At 65.7% G+C, this 14,983-nt stretch carries 17 protein-coding genes; 6 read left to right on the top strand and 11 right to left on the bottom strand.

Features of this window, described 5'->3' with window-relative positions; all coding sequences use genetic code 11:
- The first annotated feature begins 57 nt into the window (after positions 1-57).
- Positions 58-837, top strand: coding sequence for a cytochrome c biogenesis CcdA family protein (locus SACAZDRAFT_RS02450; protein ID WP_005438315.1), 780 nt, complete (start codon positions 58-60; stop codon positions 835-837).
- Between the two features lie 346 nt (positions 838-1,183).
- Here the strand turns inward: SACAZDRAFT_RS02450 and SACAZDRAFT_RS24120 are convergent, their stop codons facing one another.
- Positions 1,184-1,279, bottom strand: coding sequence for a hypothetical protein (locus tag SACAZDRAFT_RS24120; protein WP_157606918.1), 96 nt, complete (start codon positions 1,277-1,279; stop codon positions 1,184-1,186).
- Here SACAZDRAFT_RS24120 and SACAZDRAFT_RS02445 point away from each other — a divergent pair.
- Positions 1,278-2,261 (top strand): C40 family peptidase, encoded by a 984-nt coding sequence (locus SACAZDRAFT_RS02445; RefSeq protein WP_408638059.1) that lies wholly within the window; start codon positions 1,278-1,280, stop codon positions 2,259-2,261. The genes SACAZDRAFT_RS24120 and SACAZDRAFT_RS02445 overlap by 2 nt on opposite strands.
- A 530-nt stretch (positions 2,262-2,791) precedes the next feature.
- Here the strand turns inward: SACAZDRAFT_RS02445 and SACAZDRAFT_RS02440 are convergent.
- Genes SACAZDRAFT_RS02440 through SACAZDRAFT_RS02425 form a run of 4 tightly spaced genes read right to left on the bottom strand, consistent with a single transcriptional unit; the run spans position 2,792 to position 6,645 of the window.
- Positions 2,792-5,116, bottom strand: a complete 2,325-nt coding sequence (locus tag SACAZDRAFT_RS02440) for a heavy metal translocating P-type ATPase (RefSeq protein WP_005438313.1) — start codon at positions 5,114-5,116, stop codon at positions 2,792-2,794.
- A gap of 23 nt (positions 5,117-5,139) precedes the next feature.
- Positions 5,140-6,093 (bottom strand): hypothetical protein, encoded by a 954-nt coding sequence (locus SACAZDRAFT_RS02435; protein ID WP_005438312.1) that lies wholly within the window; start codon positions 6,091-6,093, stop codon positions 5,140-5,142.
- 29 nt (positions 6,094-6,122) lie between these two features.
- On the bottom strand, positions 6,123-6,329 hold the full coding sequence (locus tag SACAZDRAFT_RS02430) for a heavy-metal-associated domain-containing protein (RefSeq protein WP_005438308.1): 207 nt from the start codon (positions 6,327-6,329) through the stop codon (positions 6,123-6,125).
- A 34-nt stretch (positions 6,330-6,363) separates the two neighbouring features.
- A complete protein-coding gene (locus tag SACAZDRAFT_RS02425; RefSeq protein ID WP_005438300.1) occupies positions 6,364-6,645 on the bottom strand; it encodes a metal-sensitive transcriptional regulator in 282 nt (93 codons plus the stop codon).
- Between the two features lie 131 nt (positions 6,646-6,776).
- Between SACAZDRAFT_RS02425 and SACAZDRAFT_RS02420 the strand changes: the two genes are divergently transcribed.
- The 4 genes from SACAZDRAFT_RS02420 to SACAZDRAFT_RS02405 all read left to right on the top strand — a co-directional run bounded on the left by SACAZDRAFT_RS02420 (position 6,777) and on the right by SACAZDRAFT_RS02405 (position 8,856).
- Entirely contained in the window at positions 6,777-6,977 is a 201-nt protein-coding gene (locus SACAZDRAFT_RS02420; protein WP_040919100.1) for a ferredoxin, read from the top strand.
- On the top strand, positions 6,974-8,284 hold the full coding sequence (locus SACAZDRAFT_RS02415) for an NAD(P)/FAD-dependent oxidoreductase (protein WP_005438296.1): 1,311 nt from the start codon (positions 6,974-6,976) through the stop codon (positions 8,282-8,284). The genes SACAZDRAFT_RS02420 and SACAZDRAFT_RS02415 overlap by 4 nt, the downstream gene beginning before the upstream one ends.
- Before the next feature lie 120 nt (positions 8,285-8,404).
- A complete protein-coding gene (locus SACAZDRAFT_RS02410; RefSeq protein ID WP_005438294.1) occupies positions 8,405-8,611 on the top strand; it encodes a heavy-metal-associated domain-containing protein in 207 nt (68 codons plus the stop codon).
- A 2-nt stretch (positions 8,612-8,613) separates the two neighbouring features.
- Positions 8,614-8,856, top strand: coding sequence for a CDGSH iron-sulfur domain-containing protein (locus SACAZDRAFT_RS02405; RefSeq protein WP_005438292.1), 243 nt, complete (start codon positions 8,614-8,616; stop codon positions 8,854-8,856).
- Here the strand turns inward: SACAZDRAFT_RS02405 and SACAZDRAFT_RS22245 are convergent.
- The 6 genes from SACAZDRAFT_RS22245 to SACAZDRAFT_RS02375 form a co-directional block, all read right to left on the bottom strand.
- Positions 8,797-9,645, bottom strand: coding sequence for an HAD family hydrolase (locus SACAZDRAFT_RS22245; protein ID WP_157606916.1), 849 nt, complete (start codon positions 9,643-9,645; stop codon positions 8,797-8,799). The two genes, SACAZDRAFT_RS02405 and SACAZDRAFT_RS22245, sit on opposite strands and share 60 nt — an antisense overlap.
- Positions 9,646-10,597: 952 nt before the next feature.
- Positions 10,598-11,227 (bottom strand): TlpA family protein disulfide reductase, encoded by a 630-nt coding sequence (locus SACAZDRAFT_RS02395; RefSeq protein WP_005438290.1) that lies wholly within the window; start codon positions 11,225-11,227, stop codon positions 10,598-10,600.
- Positions 11,224-12,048: a tetratricopeptide repeat protein gene (locus tag SACAZDRAFT_RS02390; RefSeq protein WP_005438288.1), complete on the bottom strand. Its 825-nt coding sequence runs from the start codon at positions 12,046-12,048 to the stop codon at positions 11,224-11,226. Before SACAZDRAFT_RS02390 ends, SACAZDRAFT_RS02395 begins: the two co-directional genes overlap by 4 nt.
- On the bottom strand, positions 12,045-12,512 hold the full coding sequence (locus tag SACAZDRAFT_RS02385; protein ID WP_198283894.1) for a cytochrome c-type biogenesis protein: 468 nt from the start codon (positions 12,510-12,512) through the stop codon (positions 12,045-12,047). Before SACAZDRAFT_RS02385 ends, SACAZDRAFT_RS02390 begins: the two co-directional genes overlap by 4 nt.
- Positions 12,513-12,525: 13 nt before the next feature.
- The gene (locus SACAZDRAFT_RS02380; protein WP_005438285.1) at positions 12,526-14,496 is read right to left on the bottom strand and encodes a heme lyase CcmF/NrfE family subunit; all 1,971 of its coding nucleotides are present in this window, start codon (positions 14,494-14,496) and stop codon (positions 12,526-12,528) included.
- The gene (locus SACAZDRAFT_RS02375; protein WP_232286342.1) at positions 14,493-14,876 is read right to left on the bottom strand and encodes a cytochrome c maturation protein CcmE; all 384 of its coding nucleotides are present in this window, start codon (positions 14,874-14,876) and stop codon (positions 14,493-14,495) included. Before SACAZDRAFT_RS02375 ends, SACAZDRAFT_RS02380 begins: the two co-directional genes overlap by 4 nt.
- Between the last annotated feature and the right edge of the window lie 107 nt (positions 14,877-14,983).

Below are 14,983 nucleotides of genomic sequence, written 5' to 3'. Positions count from 1 at the left end.
CGCTACTACGGCGGTTAGTAAATTCGGCACCATACGAGACAGCGTTGTGGAACCCAGGTGAACAACCTTACCGACTTTGTCATTTCGGGCCCGATCGTGCTCGCCACCCTGCTCGCGGTAGCCGCAGGGGTCGTCTCCTTCGCCTCGCCATGCGCTATCCCTTTGGTGCCAGGCTACTTGGCCTACCTGGCGAGTCTGACAGGCGCCGATGCTCCACCCGTTGATGCGGACGATTCCCGTGCCTGGAAGGGGCGATGGCGGGTCGCTGGAGCTGCGTTGCTGTTCGTGCTCGGCTTCACCGCTGTTTTCCTCGCCGCTGTGGTAGCGGTACTGGGCGCGGCCGATTTCCTACTGGGCAATGAGGCGCTGCTGCAACGCATCGGCGGCGTGATCACGATCGCCATGGGTCTGGTCTTCCTGGGGATGGTGCCGATCCTGCAGCGCAGTGTGCAACTGCACCACGTACCACGAGGCGGTATCGCGAGCGCGCCCCTCATGGGTGCTGTCTACGGCCTCGGCTGGACACCCTGCCTCGGCCCGACGCTAACTGGCGTCATCGCTCTGGCCAGCGGGACACAAGTGGGCTCCACCACGGCCAGAGGGATCCTGTTAGTACTTGCATACTGCCTGGGACTTGGCTTGCCCTTCATCCTGCTCGCAATCGGTGCGCAATGGGCACTCCGCACAGCAGGCTGGTTACGTCGCCACACACGAGCGGTCCAGATCGTTGGCGGCGTGATGCTGTTGATTGTGGGCTTGCTGTTGGTGACGGGACTGTGGGGTGAAATGGTGGCCTGGCTTCGTGGCCCCATCGCAGGGTTCACCACACCGATCTGATTATTGGGCGGGAATGCGGTTATCGAACCTCTGAAGCCCGATGACGTGGACGATAGCTCGAGGCTGGGCGCCATGCCTGCGCTGCCCAATGGATAAAGGCCGTGCTCGATCGGCAACCTGAACGGGCATCTCACTACCGCAGGTCGGACAGGGCACGGACGGGCCTGATTCAGCAAGCTCCCACAAGGCCACTATCTATCAGCCGCGCCAAAGCGTCCCTCGACATGCCGCTCCCCTCTCAGCAACTTGTCACTACTGCCCGGTTTGACCGACTACTAAGACAGATAGTAGACAAGATCGCCAAGATCCCTTAATGTGATTGCGGACCGAACGGGGCGGTTCTCTGTCAACACCCAAAGGGAGACCCAACAATCGTGACAGCGCACTCACGCCGCTTCACTCCTCGCAAGGCGGCCATCGCTGCCATTGCGGCGACACTCATGCTACCTGCAGCGCCTGCCGCTGCGCAGCCGCAAGACGACACGTCAGACGCCATGGAGCGCTATCAGGAACTTGGCGCGAAGGCCGCAGGCACCGAAGAGGACCTGGCAGAAGCCGAACAAGAACTCGCACGAATGCGCGAGAAGGAGAAACAGGCCAAAACTGCGCTCAATAAGGCAAACCGAGAACTCGAAAAAGCGCAGCGTTCGGAAGAGGCCTCCCAAGGCAAAGCAGACACTCTCATCTCCGCGAGTTTCCGTAACGGCCCCGTCACCACATGGTCAGCCGTACTGGTCAGCGATTCGAGCAAAGAGCTTCTACAAAAAGCGTCAGCACTCGAATACATCGCAACCAAGAACACTGAAACCCTCGATGCCCTGAACGACGTACGAGCGAAAGCCGACGCTGCCCGGAAAGAAGCAGCCGAAGCGGAGAAGCAGGCACGGGAATCAACAGCGGCCGCGGAACGCACGGTCCAAAAACTTCAGCAACGCAAGGCCGACCTTGACGAGGAAATCGAAGCGGTTCGAACAGCTCTGAACGAACTGAGCCCGGCCGAGCGAACTGAGCTCCAAACCGTCCAGGACAACGGTAGCTATCTCGGCCCACCGGGTGCCGCCAACGATGCACTGCAAGCCGCGTTGTCCCGCCGCGGTTCTCAGTACGAGTGGGGGGCAACAGGACCGAGCGAGTTCGACTGCTCCGGACTGACCTCGTGGGCCTATAATCAAGCTGGAATCAACATTCCTCGGACGAGCCGACAGCAATGGACGGCAGGCAGGCCCGTGTCACTCGACTCCCTACTTCCTGGCGACCTCCTTTTCTACGACGACGGAACCGGTGACCCCAGCAAGATCCATCACGTCGGTATGTACGTCGGCCAGGGCAAGATGGTGGACGCGCCCACCGAAGGCCAACTGGTCGACGTGCGGTCGATGAAGGGTGACGGACACCTGATCGGCGCGCGCCGCATCGCTGGCTGAGCAAACAAAAGGGCGATCTCAGCAAGATCAGTCGAGGCCGTTGAGGTTATCGAGGGTTGGGTAAAGCCTGTCCTGAAGGTGGATGTGAAGTCCCTGGAGAAGAAGTCTCGCCAAAGATCATCTTCTTCAGGGACTTCATGTGCTTGCCCATCGTGCCTGCGAGGAAGGCGAGCACCGTTGCAGGTTCCTGGCATCGGCCCAGATTCGGCAGTCACACTCTCATTGCTGGCGACACCCCGAAGATCCACCCAACAAGCCCTCCTTCGCCGCCCTGGACGAGATCAGCTGCCCATCCGCTGACCTGATGGGACTCCTGACGGAAGCGAGCTAACCAGCGCAGCATCGTCATCGAGGGTGCTGCGCTGCTGCTGTCTGGTAACGCGGTCTCACCTGGCTCAGAATCCAGCCCGAACCGGTGGAGGGACCGGGATTGACTAGCTGCACACCATGGGACGCGCGACAGCCGACGGTGACCGCATGACTGTGGCGGTCACCGTCGGCTGTGCAGGTTGTGCCAGCTCTAGCGCCGGTCAAGCTGCGACCGGCTCCTTCACTGGCTTGTCCTCCGACTTCACCGACGGTGGGGTGTCCGTGATGCCGCTGCGGAAGCTCTTCAGGCGCAGGCTGTTGCTCACCACGAACACCGAGCTGAACGCCATCGCCGCACCCGCGATCATCGGGTTGAGCAGGCCCGCCGCCGCCAGCGGCAATGCCGCCACGTTGTAGGCGAACGCCCAGAACAGGTTGCCCTTGATCGTGGCCAGCGTGCGGCGCGACAGGCGGATCGCGTCCGCCGCCACCCGCAGGTCACCGCGCACCAGGGTGAGGTCACTCGCCTCGATCGCGACGTCGGTGCCCGTACCCATCGCCAGGCCCAGGTCCGCCTGCGCCAGCGCCGCCGCGTCGTTCACGCCGTCGCCAACCATCGCCACGATCCGGCCTTGGGACTGCAGCCGCTTCACCACGTCGACCTTGTCCTTCGGCAACACCTCGGCGATCACCTCGTCGATGCCGACCTCGGCCGCGACCGTCTTGGCGACCGCCTCGTTGTCACCAGTCAACAACACCGGCGTCAGCCCGAGCCCACGCAGTTGCGTGATCGCCTCGGCAGAGGTCGGTTTCACGGTGTCGGCCACCACCAGCACCCCGCGTGCCTGGCCATCCCAACCGACGGCGACGGCGGTCTTGCCCTGCGCCTCCGCGGCGGCCTTGGCCTCGACCAGCTCAGGTGTGAGGTGCTGGCTCCAGTCGGCCAGCAACGCGGGGCGACCGACCAGAACCGCGTGCCCGTCGACGACGCCCTGCACACCCAAGCCCTCGAGGTTGGTGAAGTCCGTGGCGGCAGGCAACTGCCCGACCTGCTCGGCCGCGCCCTTGGCGATGGCCTGGGCGATCGGGTGCTCGGAGGCGTTCTCCAGCGCCCCCGCCAACCGCAACAGCTCGTCGGGGTCCACCCCGTCGGCCACGTGGACGTCGATCAGCGCCATCTTGCCGGTGGTGACGGTGCCGGTCTTGTCCAGCACCACCGTGTCCACGCGGCGGGTGGACTCCAGCACCTCCGGCCCCTTGATCAGGATGCCGAGCTGCGCACCCCGCCCGGTACCCACCAGCAACGCGGTCGGCGTGGCCAGCCCCAGCGCGCACGGGCACGCGATGATCAACACCGCGACCGCGGCCGTGAACGCCGCCGACACCGAGCCACCGGTACCGAGCCAGAACGCGAGCGTTCCCACGGCCAGCGCGATCACGATCGGCACGAACACGCCCGAGATCCGGTCCGCCAGTCGCTGCACGGCCGCCTTGCCCGTCTGCGCGTCCTCCACCAGCTTGGCCATCTGCGCCAACTGGGTATCCGAACCCACCCGCGTGGCCCGCACCACCAACCGGCCACCCGAGTTGACCGTCGCGCCGACGACCTTGTCGCCCGGGCCGACCTCGACGGGCACCGACTCGCCGGTGAGCATGCTCTCGTCGACAGCGGAACTACCCTCGGACACCACGCCGTCGGTGGCGACCTTCTCACCCGGCCGGACCACGAAGTGGTCACCCACCGCCAGTTGCTCGACGGGAATCCGGACTTCCTTCCCGCCTCGCAGCACCACGACGTCCTTCGCGCCCAGTTCCAGCAGCGCCCGCAGGGCGGCACCGGCCCGTCGCTTGGACCGGGCCTCGAAGTAGCGCCCGGCGAGGATGAACGTGGTCACCCCGGCCGCGACCTCGAGATAGATGTTGCCGTCGCCGCTCATCCGCTCGATGGTCAGTTCGAACGGATGCGTCATCCCCGGCACACCCGCGCTGCCGAACAACAACGCATACACAGACCAGGCGAAAGCCGCCAGGGTGCCCATCGAGACCAGCGTGTCCATCGTCGCCGCGCCATGCTTGAGGTTCGTCCACGCGGCCCGATGGAACGGCCACGCCGCCCACGTCACCACCGGCGCGGCCAACGTCAGCGAAATCCACTGCCAATAGGTGAACTGCAACGCCGGAACCATCGCCAGCACGATCACCGGCACCGACAACACGGCAGCACCGATCAGGCGATCCCGCAGCGACCGCGTCGGATCATCGTCGCTGTCCGTCGCGGCCGCCGGTTCCCCCGACGCCTCCGGCTGCGGCAGAGCCGCCGAGTAACCGGCGGCCTCCACTTGAGCCACGAGCTGGTCCGGCTCCACGCCATCGGCGTAGACGACCTTGGCCTTTTCCGTGGCGTAGTTCACCGTGGCGGTGACCCCGTCGAGCTTGTTGAGCTTGCGTTCGACCCGGTTCGCGCACGCCGCGCACGTCATGCCACCAATCGCCAGCTCGATCTCCCGGCCAGGGGTCGGCTGTGGGTCTTTCACCTCGGATGTCATTGTGCTACTCCTTCCCGTCCGGATCAGCCGTGGCCGCCGTGGCCGTCGTCAGTGGCGGATGTGGGAGCCGAACCAGTTGCCCGGCCGGCCATGTCGGCTCGCAGGGCGAACTCCGCGGTGCGGACCTTTCCTTCGTGCTGGAAGTCGAAGAACAGCCGGTAGGTACCTGCGGAGGGCACTGCGGCGTGGAAGGTGGTGGTCGGTCCGGATTTCGTGTCGCCGTCGCCCGGTTCACCGTCCGGGTGGACGTGGAGATAGGCGAGGTCACCGCCCCGTAGAGCCACAAGGTGGCCGTAGGCGCCGAGGTAGGGCTGCAGGTCAGTGACCTGCTCACCGTCCTTGGTGACCGTGAGTGTCACCGTGGAGGTCCGACCCGGTTCAAGGTCGCCGCCCAGCCGGACCTCGTAGCCGTCGACCGTCGCGACCCGCGATGGTGCGTAAGTGGCGGGCTGGAATTCGCCCGGCACGGCCAGGTCGACACCGAGCGTGGTGGCCTCGCCGCCGGTTGGGACGAAGTCGGCAAAGGCGCGGTAGCTTCCCGGCTGGTCGACATTGAGCGGCACGTTCCACGTACCGTCGGTCTCCATTTCCGGGTGGACGTGCTGAAACGCGGCGGTGTCCCGCCGCACGACGATCAGGTGCATCCGCTTCTCGTGTTCCACCTCAAAGCGGGTCACTGGCTCACCGTCCGGTCCGACGATCCGGAAGGAGAACTCCTCGTTGTCCCCGGGGGTCAGCGTCGTGCTGGTGGGCGTGAGGGTGTAGCCGCCCCTGGACGACGCCAGCCCGCCAGGCTGGTCGGGGTGCGCGGTCTCCGCGACGGTGCCGCTGTGGGCGTCCCCGTGCGCGGCGTCCTCGTCGCCGTGCGCGCCGGCCGAACCGGCGAAGGGACCGACAGCGTTGCCGATCACCCAGCCGCCACCGGCGACCAGGGCGAGCGCCACACCGTAGGCGGAGAGCTTCCCTGCAGTGTTCATTTCGATCCTCAGGTGAAAGGGCCGCCCGCTCAGGCGGTCAGGCTGTATCCGGCTTCTTCCACAGCGGCGCGCACCTCGTCCACGCCCAGGTCGCGCTCGCTGGTGACGGTGACCTTGCCGGTGGGCAGGTCGACCGCCACGTCGGTCACTCCGTTGATCTCGTTGACTTCCTCGGTCACCGAGAGCACGCAGTGCTGGCAGGTCATGCCGGTCACCGTGTACGTCTGCTGAGCCATCTCTTCTCCTCCTTCTTCGGTCAAACTGTGGTTGTCAGGAGCGCACGAGGCGGGCGATGGCGTCGCTGGCCTCGCGCACCTTCTCCTCCGCCGTGTCGCCGCCCTGGCTGATCGCCTCGGCCACGCAATGCCGCAGGTGCTCATCCATCAGCCCGAGGGACACGGCCTGCAACGCCTTCGTGGCCGCGGAGATCTGGGTGAGGATGTCGATGCAGTACTGATCGTCCTCGACCATCCTCTGCAACCCTCGAATCTGCCCCTCGATCCGGCGCAGCCGCTTGAGGTACGCGTCCTTGTCTCCGGTGTATCCCCGCATCCCACTCCTCCTCTGCGTCGTAACGACCAGGCCATATTACCCCTCGGGGGTACCACCGGGTCAGCCCTGGAGGCGGTGTGCAACTAACTTATACCCTACCCCCGTACCGCAATCAAGAGAAGGTGCAAAGGATGCCGATCACGATCGACTACGACCGCTGCGGGGGACACGGCCTGTGCGCACTGACAGCCCCAGAGGTCTTCCAGATGGATGACCAAGGTTTCACCCGGTATGTTGCCGAGCCCGCCGACAGCGAGCGGGACAACGTCATACAGGCCATCCCGGACTGCCCTGTCCAGGCCATCCGGGTTCTGTCGGAGGGCCAGGCGTGAGGCTGCCGACGCAACGCGTGGTCATTGTCGGTGGAGGCGTTGCCGGGCTTCGAACGGCCGAAGCGCTTCGTCGCAACGGATTCTCCGGTGAACTGGTCGGCGTCAGCGCGGAGAAACAATTGCCGTACGCCCGCCCACCTCTGTCCAAGGCCACGCTGTCCAGCTCCGACTGGGAGTGCGTTCCCCTCGAAACCACAGCCGGGCTGCGCTGGCAGCTTGGCGTCACCGCGTCCGGTCTGGACCTCGAGCATCGCCGTGTCGAGCTCGATGACGGGTCCACCATCGCGTTCGACACGGCGGTACTGGCCACTGGTGCCCGAGCCAGGACGCTGCCCGGCTCGGAAGCCGGGCTGACACTGCGGACGGCCGGCGACGCGAAAGCCCTGCGCACGACCCTCCGAGAGAATCGGGGACATCTCGTGATCGTTGGAGCAGGCTTCATCAGCTCAGAGATCGCCGTCGCGGCACACGCCCTGGGATCGGTGGTCACCATCGTGGACGCGGATCCGGCCCCGCTCGCACGGGCACTCGGATCCGGCCCGGCACGCTGGCTGTGGGAACAACACCGGGGCCGCGGTATTCGCACCCACTTCGGCCAAGCGGTCCGGTCGCTCCAGCACTCGGACACGGAATACCACCTGATACTCGCGGACAACTCCGTCATCGACGCCGATGCTGTCGTGACCGGACTGGAAGCCGTGCCGAACACGGAGTGGTTGGACGGCAGTGGTGTCGACATCACCGACGGCGTACTCACCGATACCGCGGGCAGAGCTATCACCGCGGCGGGCGCGGTGGTCGAGGGCGGCCGCGCGGTCCGTCACGAACACTGGGTAGCAGTATCCACCAGTGCGCAACGCGCCGCGGCGACGTTGACCGGGCAGCAGCCACCACGTGAGGCGCCGCCCGTGTTCTGGACCGACGTCTACGAGCACCGGGTACAGGTCGTCGGACAACCGGACGGGGTGGAGTCCCAGCCCGAGCCGGGATCGCGTGGCTTCTGCGTCCGATACGAAGGTGGCGACGGCGCACTGATCGGCGCTGTGGTCGTCAACTGGCCACAGCGGCTCCCGGGTTCTGAGTCGGCAGATCGCACAGACGGCGGTGACGGCATGAGCGAGCTGTGGCGAGCGCATCGTGCTGCCCGGGTCCGTGGCTGGCGACTCTCGGTCGATGTGGCGGTGCGGATCTGCTGTCGGCTCCTCGCCCCCACCATGGTCGCCACCGCCCGCCGCAACGGGCGTCTCGGCAGCCTCAAGGCCTCGATGGAGATGACCGCACCACGCCGCTGCCGCCGATCCGATTGAAGCCAACCCCCAGCGAGAAGCAACTCCCCGGTCAGCACTCGCGGTAAAATCGACCTTGCCGGATTATACCCAACGGGGGTACCGTAACTCCGGCAGAACAATCAAGGAAAGGACGAGACAGTGAGCAACAACGTGTACGTCGTGAAGGGAATGACCTGCTCCGGCTGCATGGGCAAGGTGACGAACGCTGTCACATCCGTGGAGGGCGTCGATGACGTCGACATCGACATCGCCACGGGCGAGGTCACCGTCATCAGCGACGCGTCGGTCGACGCCGATCTCGTCCGCACGGCGATCACCAAGGCTGGCTACGAGGTCGCCGGCTGACCATGGCAGAGGATCAGCAACCGGAAGCCGTTGTGGTCATCAAGGTTGTGGACAACGGGCCGTACCAGGTCAAGGGACCGGTCCGAGTGGTCGACCACGACAACAACGTCGTCGATCTCGGGCCTGGCCGCACTCGACTGCTCTGCCGCTGCGGCAAGTCGAACAAAAAACCGTTCTGCGACGGCTCACATGCCAGAACGGGATTCCAGGCGTCCGAACGACCCACGTCGGACACCGGCACCTGATGCGAGCGGCGGGTGTACCGGGTGGAAGCACCGGCTCACCCGCCGCAAACACATAGCCACGTGTGGCGGCGTTCTTTTATCCCGGCCAGTGTTCGGCAAGCCAGGTGGCGATCGCGTCGTCATTCGCAGCACGGTGGACCGGTCGGCTGGGCACTGAAGCCCAGCTGACCGCGCAGGATGGACCACACGTGCCCAGAGTTGATGCCGCACTCCGGTGATACGCCCGATCAATATGCGGCTGCCGGAAGCCGTAGTCGTTTGAGGGCGAGTGCGTTGACGGCGGAGCATGCCCACTTCGATGTCAAGTTCATGCAGTTCGGCGATCGTGGCCTCCGAGTTTCGCGGGGTGCGTCGGCGATGCCGATGACGCCGGCGGCTACCATCCACGGCGGCGAGCACCGCGGTTCGTCCGCCGTCGGCGAGTTCGTCACGGCGTGCGGCTACCGGTCCTAGGTCGATGCCTTCACGTTCCATCAGCCGCCGGTTTCCGACCACGGCGCGTTTGTCCGCCACGGTAGCCATAGCACCATGACCGGGCACGTTCTCGAAGCGCTCGGCGGATGCGGAATCCGCGCCGCGTTCCTTGGCGTGCCAGACGATCGCTTCGGCCAGCGGGTGCTCGGAGTTCCGTTCAACCGCCGAGACCAACGCAGCAACTTGCCGTCGATTCCGTTTGTGAGCACGTCGATGACTTTCGGGTTCGGCTTTGGTCAGTGTGCCCGTCTTGTCCATCACGACGACCTGGATCCGGGCCGAAGTCTCCAGGGCGATGGCGTTCTTGAACAGCACACCGTGCTTGGCACCAGTCCGGAGCCGACCATGATCGCCGTCGGAGTCGCCAATCCGAGGCGTCCGGGGCAGGTGATCGCCACGACTGTGGTGGCGAACAGGATCGCGGTGATGAACGGGTTGCCGGTGAGTAGCCAGACCGCCCACGGACTTCACCCCAGGTTGCCGTTCCAGTCGCGCTGCGACGAAGTTTTGCTCCGAGCCCCTCAGCATCCCCGCCTACAGTGCTGGACCCTTGGAACCATTCGAGTGGGAATGCATGCTGCTCACCGTGGTGCCTTCCGCGACGAATGTCGGCCTCGCTGCCCGTACAAGGTCCCGTTCAGTTCAGCCCGTCGACTTTTACGTTCCCCTCTCGGGCGGAAGCCACCCAGGGACCTGCGGCCCACAGCACGGGACGGCAGCCACATCCCGGTGTCACAGTGGTATGGAGCCAAGCGTGGCCGGCGGGACCGGACGTCCCCGGCCTCGGCTCGAAAGCGCTGAGCTACGCCAACACATGCAAAACAAGCACATTCAGCCCCGCGCCTGGATCCGCGACCACAGCAAGGACCTCCTGGAGGCACGCGACTGGAGTTGGCCGTACTGGTTAATCACCGCCGCGCATAGGCGGCTTTCGGGGAGGTCGCTACGAACGATCATCTCGCATGGGCCCCTGCGTGACCCGGGATTACGCTCGCACCATCACCGATGGTGGCGTCGGGCAGGTCCCAAGGGGTTGGGCCCCGCCCGACGCACGGAGGAGCGCTGGAGAGGGGGGAGGATCCAGCACTCACTCCCGTAGTAGCGGCCCGTCACGTGACAGCAACACAAGCCTCAGCACTACTAGACGAGATAGTAGTACCCGAACCGGCCCATGTCACGATGATCGTCGTGTTATCACTGACAGAAAGCCGAAGCGACGAACAGCACAGAAGCACAGGGCTGGTCATCCACCCAGATGGCAAGGAACTTATGACGGCGCGGGCTGGACAGAGCCCTCGATGCGTGACTCCGGGGCGCGACCGGACAGCATCTGGTCAAGGGCTGAGGAGAGCAGCCGATAGTCGGATACTCCAGAGATCTTACCAACGATCGTACCAGTGCGATCGATGAAAAACGTCTCCGGGACGCCGAAGACACCGAAGTCGAGGGTGAGCCTGGAATCGGGGTCAGTCACATAGTGGTATACTTGAGAGTCTCCACGGCCCAACTCGTCGAGGAACGCGACCGCCGCACCGCGCTGGTCCTGGAAATTGACACCCACGAAGGCCACGCCCGCATCCTTGTAGTTGTTGGCGGCAGCGACGAGTGCGGGATGTTCCTCCCGGCACGGAACGCACCACGATGCCCAGAAGTTGACGACGACAATCTGGCCGTGGAGGTCGGCGAGCGAGAGCAATCCCTCGCGTTCCAGGTAAGGCAGGGCCGCACTCGGTGCGGGTTCGCCGATCAGGGGGCTGTCGACCAGGGTCGGGTCCTCGCCGAGCCGGCTGCCGAACACCGCACCGATGCCGATCACGACGATCACGGCCGCCAAGGCGATCCAGCGCACTACCCGCCATCGCCCGGGGCTCTCCCGCATATTGTCCTTTATGGTCATCGTTCTGTCTGCTCCCGGGCACGCGTCATCAGCTGGTCGGCCTCCGCAAGGCGCTCGGGTTCCAGGTCGCCGCGTTCGACCAGACCCTGGAGTATCTCCAGTGCGCCTGCCGGATTCCGGCGCCCGTCGAGCAGGATCCTCGCCTTGTACCACAGCGCGTCCGGCGAGCCCGGTGCGCCGAGCAGCGTCTTGTCGAGAAACCGGAGAGCGGCTTCGGTGTTCCCCATCTTGTGCAACAGCCACGCAGCAGAGGATCGGGCCTGCGGGTCGTCCGGGGCCTGTGTGAGGGCCACGCCGTAGTGCTCGGAGGCCTTGTCGTACTGGCCTTTCTCGACGTAGCGCCTGGCGAGGGCCAGGCGCATACCGAGGACGTTCGGGTTGGCGGCGACCACCTGCTCCATCTCGGCCTCGGTCACCGTCGACAGGTCTCTCGGTGGCTGCGCTGATGAGCTCGGCGCTCCTGCGGGTGATTGGATGACCTCGTTGCCACTGATGAACCCACCCTCGGGCCGCTCGGCCACGTACTGCGGAAGCAGCACTAGGGCCGCGAAAACGGCTACAGCCGTGGCACTCACATAGGCAACGAGCCGGCCTCTCCGGCGCCGCGACGAGCGAGGACGCTGCGCGGTGGTGGTTGTTTCCTCCGGCGGCTGCGTTTCCAGCTCCTCCATGGCTCGCGCGGCGGTCGCCTCGTACTGTCGCCGCAGCCTCACGGCGGCGTGGTTCGGGATCTCGTCATCGGCAACCTGCCGCTCGAGATCGACGATGTCGGCCAGTGCCTGGTCGCGCACCTGCTCGAGCCGCTCCCGCTCGACGCTCATGGCACCTCCTCCCTGTCGGCTTTGGCCCGCGCCTGCTCGACCGCGCGGGCAACGCGCTCAAGCTGGGCCGGGTCTAGTACATCGTCGCCCGGTTCCGGTGACCGCCGGCCACGGAGGAAAATCAGCACCACAGCACCGACCGCCAGCGCGGCGAACGGCAGCAGCCACAGCGGCAGCGTCTGGCCTTTCGCGGGTGGGTCGAGCAGGACCCAGTCGCCGTAGCGGGCGCGGAAGTAGTCGATGATCTGCTGGTCGGTTCGCCCGGCGGCGACCTGCTCGGCCACCACCGTGCGCATGGCCGTCGCGGTATCGGAGGGGGACTCGGCGATGGACACGCTCGCGCACGTCGGGCAACGCAGCCGCTGCTCGAGCTCGGAGGCCTGATCCTCCGTGCCCGACCAGCCGGTCAGCAGTCCTGCCATCGTCACGCCCAGCAGACTCAGCACGGCCAGCACGATGCTCACCTGAGTCACGCGGCTACGCATCGATGGTCACCCGTTCCAGCGAGTCCTGCCGGCTCGTGCGCTGCGCCCGGCCACTCAGTGCCCAGAAACCGCCTGCGGCCATCACAAAGCCGCTGACCCACAGCCATGCCATCAGGGGGTAGTGGTAGAGGTTGAGCGACACGCGCTCCGGGTCAAACTGGGCGAGGGAGATGTAGATGTCGCGCCCTGGGGTGGTCCAGACGTCGGGCTGGCCGATCGACTGGGGTTGGTTGGGGAAGGTGTTCAGCAGCGGCCGACCGATCCAGACCACCTGATCACCGTCACGAAAGACGATGTGCGCGTCAGTGCTCACTCGATCCGGTTGCTGATGCCGCTCCGTACGATCGAACGTCAGCTCGTAGCCGGCGAACTCGACGGTCTCGCCGCGGTCGAGGGTCACCGTGGCCTTGCTGGCCAAGGCCCCGGACACGGCGATGGTGACGGCGACCAGCGCGACGCCGATGTGGGCCAACTGTCCGCCCCAGTACGCACGCTGCCCACGCAGCAGCCGCGGCACGCCCTTCCAGCGGGGCTTCGGCGCGGTGACGATCAGGTGGCGCACGCTCGCCGCGACGATGCCGACCGCGATGGCAACCACGGCGACCACGCCCGGCGAGCGGATTCCGGCGAGCACCAGAGCCGCCGCAGCTGCGCTGGCGAGTAGCAGCGGAACCCGCAGCCGGGTCCACAACACGCGAGGTGAGGCATAACGGTAAGGGGTGAACGGGCCGATGCCCATCGCCAACAGCAGGGCGAACGCCAGCGGCACGGACATCCGGTCGAAGTACGGCCTGCCGACCGAGACCTGTTCCCCGGTCATGAACTCAACGACGATCGGGTACAGGGTGCCGGTGAGCACGACGAACGCGAACACGGTCAGCAACAGGTTGTTGACCAGGAACACACCCTCGCGACTGGCCAATGACTCCGGCCGTGACGGCGAGGCAATGCGCTCACCGCGCAGCGCGAACAAAGTGAACCCGCCGACCAGCACCAACATGAGGAACCCCAGGAACACCGAGCCAACGCCGGACTCGGTGAACGAGTGCACCGAAGCCACGACGCCGGAGCGGGTGAGGAATGTGCCGAGGATCGTCAACGCGAATGTGGCGATCACGAGCACGAAGTTCCACGCTTGCAGCATCCCGCGCTTGACCTGGACGACAGCGGAGTGGATGAAGGCGGTCGCCACGAGCCATGGGATGAGTGCCGCGTTCTCGACCGGATCCCACGCCCAGTAGCCACCCCAACCGAGTACTTCGTAGGACCACCACGCCCCGAGCACGAGCCCACCGGTCAGGAAGCTCCAGGCGACCAAGTTCGCCCGCCGGGTTCGCCGCAGCCATTCCACGCCACCCTTGCGCAGTAGCAACGCCGACATGGCGAACGCGAACGGCACGGTGAACCCGACGAACCCGAGATAAAGCATGGGCGGGTGGAAGGCCACCATGATGTGGTCGGCCAGGATGGGATTGGGCCCGGGGCCATCCGCCGGTGGGTCAGGCAGAATCTTGAACGGGTTGGCCACGGTGGACACTAGGACGAAGAAGAAGATGTTGACCAGGCCGAGCACGCCGAGTGCTCCTGTGCCCAACCGATCGTGGGTGCTGCGCACCTGCCGCATGACCATGGCCGTGTAGCCGGTGAGGACGAGTGTCCAGAGGATGATGCTGCCGCCCAATGCCGACCAGGCGCTGGTGATCGTGAACAGCAGTGGCGTTGCGCGGGAATGGTTCTCGGCCACGTAGGACACGGCGAAGTTGTCCGTCAGCAGGGCCACTTCGAGCGCACCCATCGCCAGGATGGCACCACCGACCATGCAACCGACGGCGAACCGCAACTGGGTTCGGCGGATCGCTTCGGGGCGCTGCTGAGCGCGGAAGCCGAACAGCGCCAACACGATCGAACCGGACAGGCCCAACAGCGTGCCACCCCAGCCCACCGCGGGAGTCACGACGCTCACGATTTCTCACCATCCGGGGCCGGTGGCTGGTAGTTCTCGTCGTGCTTGACCTTCATCGTGTCGGAGACGAAGACGTCGCCACGCCAGGAACCCTCGAGCACGACGCCAATCCCGGATTGGAACAGCTGTGCTGGCGCGCCGTGATGCTCGATGGCCACCGTGTCGGAACCGGGTCCGGTGCCGGACGTGAGCGTGAACCGCAGTCTGTTCGCGGTCTTGACCACGCTGTCCTTCTCGACGAGCCCGCCGAGCTGGAAGCGGCGTCCGTCGGCGAAGTCGGCCCGCTGAGCAACGGCTTCCTGCGGGGTCAGGTAGTACACCAGATTCTGATTGAGGTTGCCGAAGAACAGCAGGCCGGCCAACACCGCGACCAGCCCCACTCCGGACACCGCGAGCATTCGGTAGCGCTTCACCGCTGCTCTCCCATTCGACGCCGTGCCCGTGCCCACCGATAGGTCAGGCTGATCAAGTACGTCGCCATGGCGAG

Origin of the sequence: Saccharomonospora azurea NA-128 (genome assembly GCF_000231055.2) — a bacterium.
Taxonomy (GTDB): Bacteria; Actinomycetota; Actinomycetes; order Mycobacteriales; family Pseudonocardiaceae; genus Saccharomonospora; species Saccharomonospora azurea.
Note: the sequence above shows the minus strand (reverse complement) of the source record. Positions and strands in the feature narration are given on the sequence as shown.

Excerpts from the sequence above, each read along its gene's own strand:
- SACAZDRAFT_RS02390 (WP_005438288.1), bottom strand. The coding sequence starts at position 12,048 with ATGAGCGTCGAGCGGGAGCGGCTCGAGCAGGTGCGCGACCAGGCACTG.
- SACAZDRAFT_RS02435 (WP_005438312.1), bottom strand. The coding sequence starts at position 6,093 with ATGAACACTGCAGGGAAGCTCTCCGCCTACGGTGTGGCGCTCGCCCTG.
- SACAZDRAFT_RS02425 (WP_005438300.1), bottom strand. The coding sequence starts at position 6,645 with ATGCGGGGATACACCGGAGACAAGGACGCGTACCTCAAGCGGCTGCGC.
- SACAZDRAFT_RS02395 (WP_005438290.1), bottom strand. The coding sequence starts at position 11,227 with ATGACCATAAAGGACAATATGCGGGAGAGCCCCGGGCGATGGCGGGTA.
- SACAZDRAFT_RS24120 (WP_157606918.1), bottom strand. The coding sequence starts at position 1,279 with ATGAGTGTCGCCGCAATGGCAGCGATGGCCGCCTTGCGAGGAGTGAAG.
- SACAZDRAFT_RS02405 (WP_005438292.1), top strand. The coding sequence starts at position 8,614 with ATGGCAGAGGATCAGCAACCGGAAGCCGTTGTGGTCATCAAGGTTGTG.
- SACAZDRAFT_RS02430 (WP_005438308.1), bottom strand. The coding sequence starts at position 6,329 with ATGGCTCAGCAGACGTACACGGTGACCGGCATGACCTGCCAGCACTGC.
- SACAZDRAFT_RS02445 (WP_408638059.1), top strand. The coding sequence starts at position 1,278 with ATGCTACCTGCAGCGCCTGCCGCTGCGCAGCCGCAAGACGACACGTCA.
- SACAZDRAFT_RS02420 (WP_040919100.1), top strand. The coding sequence starts at position 6,777 with ATGCCGATCACGATCGACTACGACCGCTGCGGGGGACACGGCCTGTGC.
- SACAZDRAFT_RS02440 (WP_005438313.1), bottom strand. The coding sequence starts at position 5,116 with ATGACATCCGAGGTGAAAGACCCACAGCCGACCCCTGGCCGGGAGATC.